This is a genomic window from Halorubrum sp. SD683 (assembly GCF_002135045.1).
GTDB lineage: Archaea > Halobacteriota > Halobacteria > Halobacteriales > Haloferacaceae > Halorubrum > Halorubrum ezzemoulense.
Window position 1 is genome coordinate 25,916 of the sequence record NZ_NEWJ01000025.1, and the last position, 11,699, is coordinate 37,614.

Genomic DNA, 11,699 nt, shown 5'->3' on the forward strand with positions numbered 1-11,699 from the left:
TCTTCTCAACCCTACTCAATCACCGCTGACACGGTTCTCCTCTTGAGGGTGAAGAATTTTTTTCTGTAGCTTACTTTGTAAAATTATAATACTGGCAAATATTGAATCTCACCCAGAGACAGACAGGTTAATTCCTTCCCATACCCCGTGATAGTGCTCCCACAACAACACTGCTGGAGGAAGCGCGATCACTGTGAATACGAAAGAGTATACCACGCTCAGCGCCATCAAAAGGCCGAAGTCCCCAAGCACGGGTGTGATGGCGAGCGCGAGCGCGCCCGTCCCGAGCGAAGTGGTGAGCATGCTTCCAAGCAGGGCACCACCTGTCCCCGAGAGCGTGATAATCATCGACTCGTAAGCGTCGGCACCGGCGTTGTACTCATCGATGAACCGATGAGTGGCGTGTACTGAGTACGCAATTCCGAGCCCAATGGAAATCGATAGAATTGTTCCAGTCAGCGCGTTCAGTGATATCCCGAGGTATCGCATTGTCCCAAGTAGGAATGCGATTGCGATTAAGATCGGGAAGAGATTCGCTATTCCGAGGAGCGGCTTGCTCTCCAATACGGCGTAGGCAATAACGAGGAACAATCCTGTTAACCCAATTGCGATGATTAGTCCCTGAATTGAAGAATTAAAGATAATGTCTGTCACGGCATCAAATACGACGATCTGACCGGTAGCAGTCGTCTCGTACCGGAACTCTTCAGCGAATTCTCGAGTGTCGGCCGCGGCCTCAGCCTGCGAGGCCCCGGAGTCGATCGCATAGTCGACCTGCGCACTCCGTCGATCCGGTGTGAGGTACTGCGTAGCCCGATCGCCGGACGACGAGGCAAACAGCACATCGTAGATACGGTCAAGATTTTGATCCGGAATTCCGTTTCCGTCGATATCGTTGCGGGCAACCAGTTTGGCAAATTCCGGATTTTGTTCGGCATGCGATTGGATCACAGTCACAATACTAGTTGGCCGGGCGCTCCCGCCATCACCGACTGCAAGTGAGCCTGATGCATCGTCGTTCGGGTCCGCGAGAGCCTCAAGCGCATGGCCCTCTTCGAAGTTCCCTTCGACGTACAACTTTACTGTTTGGTCCTGATTGGTCGAGAAGCGATCTTCAAGCAGGTTCAACGTCTCAGTGACAGTGTACTCACTCGGTGCGAACGGCTCAGGGAGGCTGGTTACATAGTCCGGTTGCTCCTCCGGGGGAAGGAAGTCCTCAGTCTCGAAGGAGGTGTCGACGCCGCTGCCGTACGCCGCGGCCATCCCCCCCGTCACGAGCAGCACGACCACGAACGCGATTGGCGCGTACTGACTGACCTGTGCTGGGAACGTCAAGAATTTTCCAAGCGTCGAGTCCTCCGAAGAGATCGGAGCCGAGTTGAACTCTGGGACTCCGTACTGCTCTCGCAGTCTGTCGACGACCAGTTTTGCTGCCGGCAGAAACAACCCGAAGATCAGGAAAGTGAAAGTGATCCCGACCGCCGAGGCGATTCCCAAGTTTCGGATCGGCGTGAGATCAGAGATTACGTTTGCCCCGAATCCGAACACAGTGGTTACAGTGACAATTATAAACGCGATCATCAGTTGGTTATTCGCCTCACGCATCGCCTCTGTCGCCTCGTACCCCTTGACGGTCTCCTCGCGATAGCGGTTGATAATGTGGATTCCGAAGTCGACCCCGACCGCAAGCAACAGCACAGGAACGGTAATCATCTGTTGGTTAAATGGGATTCCAGAGAATCCGAGGAACCCAAACGTCCAGATGATGGTCATCAGAAGCGACAGCAGCCCGAGCCCGAGGTCGATCGGGTCACGGTAGGCGACGACCAAGAATAAAAGCAGTAATAGCACAACCACAGGCATTACGATGGTGAGCGAGTCACCGATGACGTTGGCCGTCTCGGCGTTCGTCACGCCGCTGCCGAACGCCGTGAGATCCCCGGGCTGATCAGCCGCAATCGATCGGATCGTCGTTTGAACCTCTTGGAGGTCCCCATCCGAGAACCCTCCCGGCACGTCGTGTGAGATGACCGTAATCGACGCGCTTGCGCTCACGCTCGTCGGATTGAAATCTGTCGCGAGCGTCCCCGTAAACCGCGGATTTTCTGAGAGGCTGCGAACGACCTGTCTGACTCGGGTCGCACTCGTCGACTCCAGGACGCGCCGCTGTTCGGCTGCCGTAGTCGCCGACGGGTCGATTGTCTGTGCGACGACTGTGGCCGGGCCGTTGGCCGAGGCTACCCGGAGGTCGTCTCGCGACTCAACCTCCTCTAAGACCCGGAGGTCTCTGAGTAACGCCTCTTTCGTCAAAACGTTACTTCCCGAGTGGATGAGTTGTGTGGACTCATCATCGGATTCGAATGGATCTTCGAATTCTTCGTTAACCGCGTCAAGTGCCTGCTGTTCCTCGAGACCATCGGTGAACGAATCGGTGGCCTCAGTGTCCGTGCTGACAAGGCCTATCCCGCCGGTAAACACCAGCGTGAGAACGAGGAATATGATGATGACTCGGCGCGGGCTGTCGACGATGGCGTCGTTAAGTCGCCGTGTCCACGCCTCGATCCGCTCGCCGAGAGACATCGGTTACTGCCGCCTCCGGTAGACGACAAGCGCCCCCGTCCCAACGACAAGCAGCGCGACAATGATAACTGGCAGCGGTAGTCCGCCGCCCTCACTCTCGATCACGTCTATCGGGACACGGTAGGTGTCTGTCAGTTGGCTATCTCCGTCCGCGTCATCGTACCGGAAGTCAAGCGAGATTGGGTACGTGCTACCCGGCGTTGCAGAGCCTGTAGTAGTCAACTCGAAAGTCATCGTGGTGGTTTCCCCGGAGTCGAGTGATTGGACGTATCCTGTGTCGGTATCACCTGTATCGAGCGGATCGTCGGCGAACAACCGTGCCTCGACGTCGCTGGCAGTCTCGTTGAGGTTGTTCGTTACAGTGACATCGACGGTACGGGTCCCACCAGACTGAATGGTGCGGTTCTCGACCGCAACGTCGAAACGGTCGCGCTCAGGGGCAATCTCAGTGTCGACGACGAGGTCTTCGAAGGCCCGCAATTCATCTTCACCGTTTCGGTACTGGACTGCCATATCGAGCGAGCGCAGGCCGGACTCGGCCTCGCCACTAATCGAGATTGGCAGTGTGAAGTTCGCGGATTCACCGGAATCAAGCGTCCCTACAGCGGTCGACCGCTCTGCCGGGATCACGCTCTGGGAATTGCCGGCGTACTGAACAACAACGCTACGGGCCGGAACAGGACCGTCGTTGCGAACGGTGCCGACCAGTTCGCCGTCCTCGGCGACGCGAAGCTGTGACTCCACGTTAGTGAATGCGAACTCCTGTTCGGCAAGCGGGAGGATCCCGAGTGAGAGCCCATCATCGGTGCGGGTGATCCCGTCTGGGTCCTCGAATTGTACGGAACCGGAGAGCGTGTACTGCTGGACTGGTAGATCGGACGCGACGCCCACATCGTATGCGACAGATGTCGTCTCGCCGGGTTCGATCTCCTCGATCCGAACAGTGTTGGACTGACCATCACTCACTGTGACACTATTACTTTGCGTCGCAAAAGTCACGTCAGCATTATGCGCCGTCTCCGCGCCGACATTCTCGATCGTCGCCTCAACGGTGCCGCTGTCACCGATCTGCGCGTCGCTGTCGATGTCAACGACTTGGAACCGGGCGTCGTCGCGCACGCGAACTTCGACGTCCCGGGAGATCGTTACGGTTCGGCTCTCGCCGGAGGATATGTAGCCGTAGGTGAGATCTAGATCTAGCGAGTATGTGCCGGGCTCGACGCCCTGCGGCACGTTCAGACTCACCGGTAGTTCACCGGGGGCGCTTGTCGTCACGCTGCCGATCGATGTCTCGCCCGACTCGACAGATAGTGGACCACTCGCCTCAACCTCGGCGCGGACGTTGCGCGCCGTAGTGACAAGATCGCTGTTCGCAGCGTTCCCGAACCGGAGGTCTCCGTCGTTGGCGATCTGGAGGGAGATCTGGTTGGTCCGGCCGGGGACGAGGTTCGGGTTCGGCGCGAACACGTCAAGGTCAGGAGACCCACCGATGTTCGAGGCCTGTGCGGGCGCGCTAACGCCGATGCTAGGTGCGGCGTCGGAGCCGGTTAGCTCAGCGCCGACAGCACCGATGCCGAGACCACTAGTGAGGAGAAGCACACTCACAAGCACAACGGATAGGGGGCGAGTCCGCATGCGCTACCGCACCTCGATAGTCGTGGTGTTTGTACTCCGGGGTCGGGGGAATTCCGTTGCGGGACTATTCGGCGAGAAGTGGCGAGCTCGTTGCACATTCACTACTTCACCCGGGAACCAATAAACATTTTGTTCGTGGACTCTCGTATCTCGGTATGGAGCAAAAAAACGAAGCTATCGCAGCTGACGCGAGGAAGCAATAATGGCGCGCTTTACCGATGAAGATCGCGAGCGTATCCGCGAAGAGTTGATCGAGGCGGGCCACAAACTTTTCGCGCAGTTCGGTTTCGATCGAACGCGTGTGAATGATATTACCGAAGAGGTGGGAATCGGTACTAGTACGTTCTACCAGTTTTTTGACTCGAAAGAGCAACTGTATCTTGTTGTGCTGGTCTCTGAGCGCGATCAGTTATTTGAACAACTCGAAGCAGTCATCGGTGAGGTGGAGACACCACAGGCGGAAGCTGAAATGATCCTGCGGACAACACTTAAACAAGTCCGATCGAACCCTCTTATTCGGAGGCTGTTTGTGGAGGGTGAGATACGGCGGATCGATGAGCAGTTAAATGGAACAAACTATGATGATGCTACCAGTACAGGGGACAACAATAACACGGGCACGATTAGTAAAGGCGATAACGACAACAAACCCGACACAGGTGCCGAAGCAGATTTCCGCGTGTTACCGCAGCCGGAAGCATGGGTTGCGCGCGATGATGTCCGGATAGACGATCCGGATATCGTACGAGGACTCCTACGGTCGCTGCTGTTCGTCACGCAAGCACAGAACACACCGATCGTCCTGAACGAGACTTATGATGAGGTTGAGGAGGCACTGATCGACACGGTTATCACGGGATTGTTCGCAGATGAATCGATGACTTCTTGTGACGATCACAGCGGGTGAACTACCCCACCCTACTCGCTCACGGCTGACGACGTTCGCTCCTTGATAATGTTCAAGCAAGTTTATCTACAGATAGAGCAGGCCGAGTGCCTCGGGGCTTGACCCCGAGGGTGAAGGCCGTACGCTCACTTTCACTTTCACCTCGGTAAGATGGTATTTAATACACTTAGCGACAAATAGGGTTGTAACGGCCAGAAACCACCCCCAAAGCATGGAATTGAAGACCTCAATTCCTTTGCTGGTCGTTCGGCAGTTTGGAAATGCGACTCCTCTCAAAACCCGCTACGGCGGTGAGACGGGAGTTGTCGGGCCGTGGTGGAGCGGCCGCCCCTCACGGACACATCGGCGTGTTCAGGTGTTAATTCCAGCCGACCCATCTGGGAAGGTCGAGGGGAATAAAATTCGCCTGCGGGGTCGGTGCGGCCCCAAGACGGTGAAGCCTCGGGGCTTGCCCCCGAGGTACTTCACCAATAGCCGTTGTTACGGACTCAGTCGGTCACATCGGGTCAGAGAGAGTATCTGCTTTGGGAAAGTGTGGAACAACCCGAAGCAGACAGTGAGGTGGAGGAAGAGCACCTGTTTAATTTTGTCGTCAACAGCCTCAACGAAGAGCTTGCGATAGATCTCGACGAGAATGTCAAGGTCACGACAGAGACGTTGTACGAGGTCCTCGCCGGCGCCAGCGCCGGCGGGACCTCGATCAATCACGTCTGCGAAACGACCGAAGACTCGCCACACGCCAACACCGTCCGAGGACATCTCACCGAGCAGTTCGAACTTGACTCCGTTGAGGCGGTTGGCGACACGCTACTTCAACGAGATGCGCTTGAGACGCTTCCAGATCGACCGGTGGAGGTCTGTGTAGACCTCCACCTCGACCCCTACTACGGCGATGAAGACGAAACAGAAGCGCTGTACTCCTCACAAGCGAAACGGGGAACGACGACGTTTCACGCGTACGCGACGCTGTACGCGCGGGTACGCAACAAACGGTACACGCTGGCGGTGCGCCAGCTTGTCGCTGGCGACACCACCAGCGACGTCCTTGGTGAGTTTCTCGAGCTCCTTGACGGCCTTGACCTCAGCGTCAAGGCCGTCTATCTCGATCGCGGGTTCTACAACAGTACCTGTCTTGGGCTGTTGTCCACGCACAACTACGCCTACGTGATGCCGATCGTCAAGTGGGGTGAACCGCCTCGGGGTCAGGCCCCGAGGCTTCCCGTTTCAACGACGCGCTTTACAGATTCCGCAAGGGAACCCACAGGGAGCGCAGTCTCCGCGGGCGTGGATTCGGAGTCTCCGCGGGCGTGGATTCGGAGTCTCCCACTCCTACTTGGTGGTCACGGCAGAGCGTCTGACCCGGCTTGTTTTCGCCGACTAAGCCAGACGCGAAGTATGCCGTCACATCACTCTGTTTGAGATGTTTCGAGTTAATGGCTTGGTTCACGAGTTGTCGGCTTCATCCATGGGTCAAGCCCCATGGCATTCGCCTCGCACCGGTTGTGAAACGATCCAAGACGAACTCAGCAGAGGCTGGAGCCGCGAGATCGAACACGAACTCGCCGGCAAGGTAACGTTCCCTGTGTTCATCGACTGCGTCTACCAACAGGGACGATACGACGAACACGGGGTGGCGCGTCGTGGCTACGCCGCTGACGCGCCGTTTATCGACACGTCACGGGATGTCCAAGAGCACTACAGCAAGTGCTTCGGCATCGAGTCGAACTACCGATTAGCCAAGCAGAGTCTCGCATTCACCAGTTCTCAGGACGCTGGGCTACGGCTGGTAATGTTTGTGGTGAGCCTACTGCTCCAGAATAGCTGGCGGTATCTACACTGGCGGTACGTGGCGGCGCCCCGCCTCGGGGGGCGCCGCCTCTGGCAGTGGTCGTTCACGGAGTTTTGCGAAATGACGCTTCGCGCAGCTTGGACAGCGCTTGGTGTCCGCAGGTCCGTTCCAGCGAATCAACCGCTTGACGACCGGTTCTTCCGGTAGCTGTCCATCGGGTCGGACAGCGGTCGTCAGTGGCGACACTGTCGCGTCGGCGGCAGTCCGCCGCCGACAGCGACGGCACATCCCGAAAATCATGCTCACCAGCGGTTCGAAGATGCTCCACAGCTAGTTCCATCTGGTTCATCGCCATCAGACGAGATTACGCGGCTGTCGATGTGATCGACTGAATCTGGTTCACGCCATTAGACAAGATCACGCGGCTGTCGATGTGATCGACTGAGCATCGCATCTTCGCCCCGGACGACCAGGCGCACAACGCTAGAAGCGACGATACTCGCTACAATCAACGCTCTATGGCCGAAACCGTGAATTCGGCTGTGAAACGCTCGCTCGGCTTCCCCGTGCGAGCGCGGTCATGATCCCGTGAGTTCCGCGAAATTGCGCTGATATGTGTCGTCTATAACATCGAACGCTTCGTCAAACAGTGAATTCCAACGCCTTACAGCGATTCAACACGGCCGAGAGAAAAGTCGATCCACGATTGAAGCAAATCAGTTACAACAGGCTCGCTGCGACCGATTCTAACCTAAACACATCCAGCAGCATCACTTATGTGAAACACCGCTAACGTGAGTGAACCAGTGGATATTTATTCGTCTGTTCACACCAGTATAAATGGGACCACAAGTCCCTGATGAGAGCCAGTCGGACGTACAGCCCACGTCACCAACTGGCTCTCAGACATGCTGCGTCCCGGATTTCTACTAAACTGTCCGGCCACTGATGTGAAATGCGGCCTAGCGGAAGCCGACTGAACTAGCGGTGTCGACCGAACTTGATCTTAGGGAAGTTGATGAGTATCGTGGATGATATTTAGGCCAGCACAGTAATATGAATTGCTGGGAGGATGATGGTATACAAGCGGTGTTCACCGAAACAACATGATAGCAAGTTCTATTAATCCGGTAAAAGGTCCGACTTACAGGCGCTGGGCGAGTGTTCTGTGCGGGATGTGTATTTTGGGCCTGCTCATGTATACCGGGGTTGGGACTGTAGCTGCACAAGAGACAACAACCAATATAACCATTGATGGGGAGCAGCTCAAGTCTGAAGACAATGTTGTCGTATTAAACGACCCAAACGCAAACATCACTGTCACAGCAGATGCGCCGATTGAGTTGATCGAACTGCGAGTCAATGGGGACGTATACCGTTCATATCGACCTAACTCGACGACATTTGACCGATCAGTTACACTTGATCTCGACCCAAATGAAAATACGGTAGAAGTGATTACAAAGTCTGATACAGTAACAACATTCAAGTCGTCGATAACGAAGCATACAGCCGCACCAAGGGTAGAATACACCTCGCCATTTTCAACGACGGTCAAAGGTGGGCCAAACAATACAGTAAATGTTACTAGTGGGCAAGTCACTCTGGCTGGCAATCTTCACACGGTAGTAGATGTTAAAAGCATCCGAATTGAGCGAACGAGCAACTACGGGCCTGATGAGAGTAGCTCAGATGTAGACCGGAAGATTCATCGAATTTCGAACCCCGGAGAGTCTTTTTCTCAAGAGTTACTGCTTGTCGACGGAACAAACAATCTCACCGCAGAGTACACGGATACGCTCGGCCGCACAAACACTGACCGGTTTGTAATTGACGTTGATGATGAGTCGGATCCTACCATCAATATCACCGTCGCGGATGAAAGTTACACGGACACGGCGAGCATCGGCGGTACGGTTCAGGATGAAACGAAACTCAAGCGTGTCGAAATAAATCGGACATCGAACAATGGCTCACAGGTTCTGATGTTAAGCGCAAACGCAAAGCCGAATCCAGACAAACTCAAATACAGTTTCGATACGACGGTTGAATTATATGACGACAACGACGACAATGAATTCAAAATAACAGCAGAAGATGCGGCAGGAAACATACGCAATCAAACGTTTGTAATCAAGTATGAACCAGAACCTGAGGTGAACATTACAAACGCGACGATCAATCTAGAGGGAAAAACAGTCCACCTTGCTGGCACAGTCTCACAGGCAGAGATTAGTCGAGTCACGATCGAGACATTCAATACATCAACTGGAGAGCGACTTGATCTTGATCGAGTGTATGATACAGAAACATTCACGAATACTGTTAGCTTTGATAAAGAGTTTAGAGCGTCTGCCAAGGGTACAATAGTGGCCATACTGGTGAGTTATCGGTCGGGACAGTACTCAACAAGTATTACACCAGAGATTCCAGATTCACAAAAAGAAACAAACACAAACAACGGCACAGAGACGACTGATAATACGACTTCAGTACAATCCGAGGCAACAAATAGAACAGTCCAAAACACAAGCGAAACAAAGCCAGATAATCAAACGTCTGTTGAAACTAATTTGTCTAGTGAAACTGAAAGCCAACCAGACACGACACCAAACTCGCCGACGTTACTTCCTGTTCGGACACGCGATGCCTTTGGTGGAATCGTTGTCGTGGGGGGAGCATACATACTTGGACACTGGGTATAAGTCAGTGAGAATCATATCCAGTCAAGTTGACATACTTGTGTAATACATTGTTGGTGGTTTGCCGTCTTGCGATTTCCGTCTGTGCCGAGTGAATTCGGTTCAGTTAATCTTGGTTGGTCCAGCGATCACGACACCGTCTCGTTTAATAGTGACATCAATGTTAAACTCATCGGCGGGATAAGAAAAGTCAAAATTACAACCAATTTCACTGTCGCTATCGACCGTGGCTACACAATTAAGAACTTGACTGATTCCGCCATCCTTCTCATCCGCAGTGATACGAATAATCGCGGAGCTGTTCGGCGCAAGGTTGGTGCTAGCTGTCACAGATAGCCGAGTAGAGTTGCTGATGGTGTGATTTGTTAGTTCAGCAGTGGGTTCAGACACGGTGAATGACTGCCGAAGTGAGACCCTCGGTACAGAGTTCGGCGCTGACTCATCAATTTCAAGCGTAACCGTGTACTCACCCGGTTCCAATGTTGTTGTGTCAACCCCCACGGCAAGTCCAGATACGCTGTCATTGTACACTGTGTGGACGCTCGCAAGTGGATCAGTAGGTGACTCACCCTCTTCCGAGGTTAACTGGAGGTTAATTCCATGACCGAGAGTACCTTGACCCGCAAGCCCGTATGTGACGATACCAGTGTGCTGATGAGATATATCACCGTTTTGAAGAGTAACGGAGACGTCTTGTGAGCCTGTTACTTCAGGATTCTTAATGTCGTACGCGACACGAAGTGTACTGTGGGTAGAAATCTCAACTGGATGGTCAAGTGAGATTGCTAAGCGTCCGTCTGTACCCGTCTGGATGCTCTGTATCGATCCTTTCAGTGAGCGATCGATATATCCGTTCTTGTTTGTATCAATCCCAAATACCTCGATATCGGGCTGAGTAACCTGTTGAGTAGCTGCGTGAGATCCGCCGTGATTGCTCTGATAGTTGATCGAGACTGATGTGAAAGAGACTGTCTCATTACTACTTATATCGGCTATGTGGGTAGTTTCAGCACCAGGGGTGCTATCAACAGGGAACACAAGGTTTGACGCTGGAGCTGGTGACGTAAGGAGACCACCAATCCCGGTAATTGGAAGCCGTGTCCAAAACTCATCACCACGGGCAACATTAGCGGAATCCACATCCGTGGTGTCCGTAGCAGCTATTTCTGACAACTCCGACTCCTTTTTTAACCCCGTTTCAATATTTTTGTACGATGTATCAGGGGGAACAATCACACTCGTTCCATTCGGTTGGGATGGTTCAGTAATCATAAGCACTGCTGCAACGCTTGTCTCATCAGTTGAGACAATTAGGTTATATCGGCCAGTATCGAGTACGGCCCCTTCAGAGAGTCCAGATTCAGAAATGAGTCGGACTGAGTCACCGCCAGTAGCTGTGAACCGGTTGCTCTTGTCTACACCAGTTGGATAGAATGTATTAGCCCGGACAGTGACCGAACCATCTCCATTGTTATCGTACGCACGGAGTGTTGTCTGGTACTGTTGATTCGGGGCCTGGATGGTGAGCGTCACCTCATCAGTGTCACGCATCTGGATCCCAAGCGTAGCCACATCGCCCTGCGTCACTGTTGTCTTTGCAGTATCAAACCCAACTGCAGGGGATGACTGTGATTGTGCCGCAGTTGAGATGCTGAGCGGCATAGCAAGGCAAATAACCCCAAGAAAGAGGATCACTACGCCAAGCGAGACACGTGTATTCATGATCAATTCCTCCTACCGTTCTCGGTTGTAAATACTTTCTGTCAATCCCAGCGTGTCTGCTTCGCGAAAAACATGAACACATAGAGAGCGAAACGTGGTCGCGGTGGAACGTCGTGTTGTGTTTGTCGCAGACACATCCGTTGTAGTTTAGCGGCGCGTCGAGGCGGTGTTTGTGCGGATAGTTGAGCAAGGCGGTGTTGAGTCGAATCGCTGATGAAGCGTGATCGAAGAACTGAACAGATGTTCTTCTGTCTCGGATGATGAGACCTCTGTCACTCTCTGAAGGCGGCGCACTCACTCCGGTGAGTGCGTCGCCGATCCAGAGCTGTCGCTACTACCTACCTCTGAGCTGACCGGCTTGTCA

The 11,699-nt window shown here is 53.9% G+C and carries 5 protein-coding genes and 3 pseudogenes; 5 read left to right on the top strand and 3 right to left on the bottom strand.

Going from position 1 to position 11,699, the window contains the following annotated elements; translation table 11 throughout:
* Window positions 1-108: 108 nt before the first annotated feature.
* Together B9G49_RS08450 and B9G49_RS08455 are read right to left on the bottom strand one after the other, a co-directional pair.
* Window positions 109-2,580 (bottom strand): RND family transporter, encoded by a 2,472-nt coding sequence (locus B9G49_RS08450; protein WP_086216077.1) that lies wholly within the window; start codon window positions 2,578-2,580, stop codon window positions 109-111.
* Between the two features lie 3 nt (window positions 2,581-2,583).
* Window positions 2,584-4,215: a COG1361 S-layer family protein gene (locus B9G49_RS08455; RefSeq protein WP_394334816.1), complete on the bottom strand. Its 1,632-nt coding sequence runs from the start codon at window positions 4,213-4,215 to the stop codon at window positions 2,584-2,586.
* A gap of 202 nt (window positions 4,216-4,417) precedes the next feature.
* Here B9G49_RS08455 and B9G49_RS08460 point away from each other — a divergent pair, with 202 nt between their 5' ends.
* The 5 genes and pseudogenes from B9G49_RS08460 to B9G49_RS16215 all read left to right on the top strand — a co-directional run bounded on the left by B9G49_RS08460 (window position 4,418) and on the right by B9G49_RS16215 (window position 9,616).
* Entirely contained in the window at window positions 4,418-5,122 is a 705-nt protein-coding gene (locus tag B9G49_RS08460) for a TetR/AcrR family transcriptional regulator (RefSeq protein WP_086216078.1), read from the top strand.
* Between the two features lie 534 nt (window positions 5,123-5,656).
* Window positions 5,657-6,310 (top strand): annotated as a pseudogene (locus B9G49_RS08465) (ISH3 family transposase); the annotation flags it as partial.
* A 319-nt stretch (window positions 6,311-6,629) separates the two neighbouring features.
* Window positions 6,630-7,118: pseudogene (locus B9G49_RS08470) on the top strand (ISH3 family transposase); the annotation flags it as partial.
* A 236-nt stretch (window positions 7,119-7,354) separates the two neighbouring features.
* A pseudogene (locus B9G49_RS08480) lies at window positions 7,355-7,564 on the top strand (transposase); the annotation flags it as partial.
* 453 nt (window positions 7,565-8,017) lie between these two features.
* Window positions 8,018-9,616 carry a hypothetical protein gene (locus B9G49_RS16215; protein WP_143414694.1) on the top strand — a complete coding sequence of 533 codons (1,599 nt, stop codon included), beginning with the start codon at window positions 8,018-8,020 and terminating at the stop codon, window positions 9,614-9,616.
* Window positions 9,617-9,715: 99 nt separating this feature from the next.
* On the opposite strand, the gene B9G49_RS16220 is transcribed toward B9G49_RS16215, so the two are convergent.
* Window positions 9,716-11,335, bottom strand: coding sequence for a hypothetical protein (locus tag B9G49_RS16220; RefSeq protein WP_143414695.1), 1,620 nt, complete (start codon window positions 11,333-11,335; stop codon window positions 9,716-9,718).
* Between the last annotated feature and the right edge of the window lie 364 nt (window positions 11,336-11,699).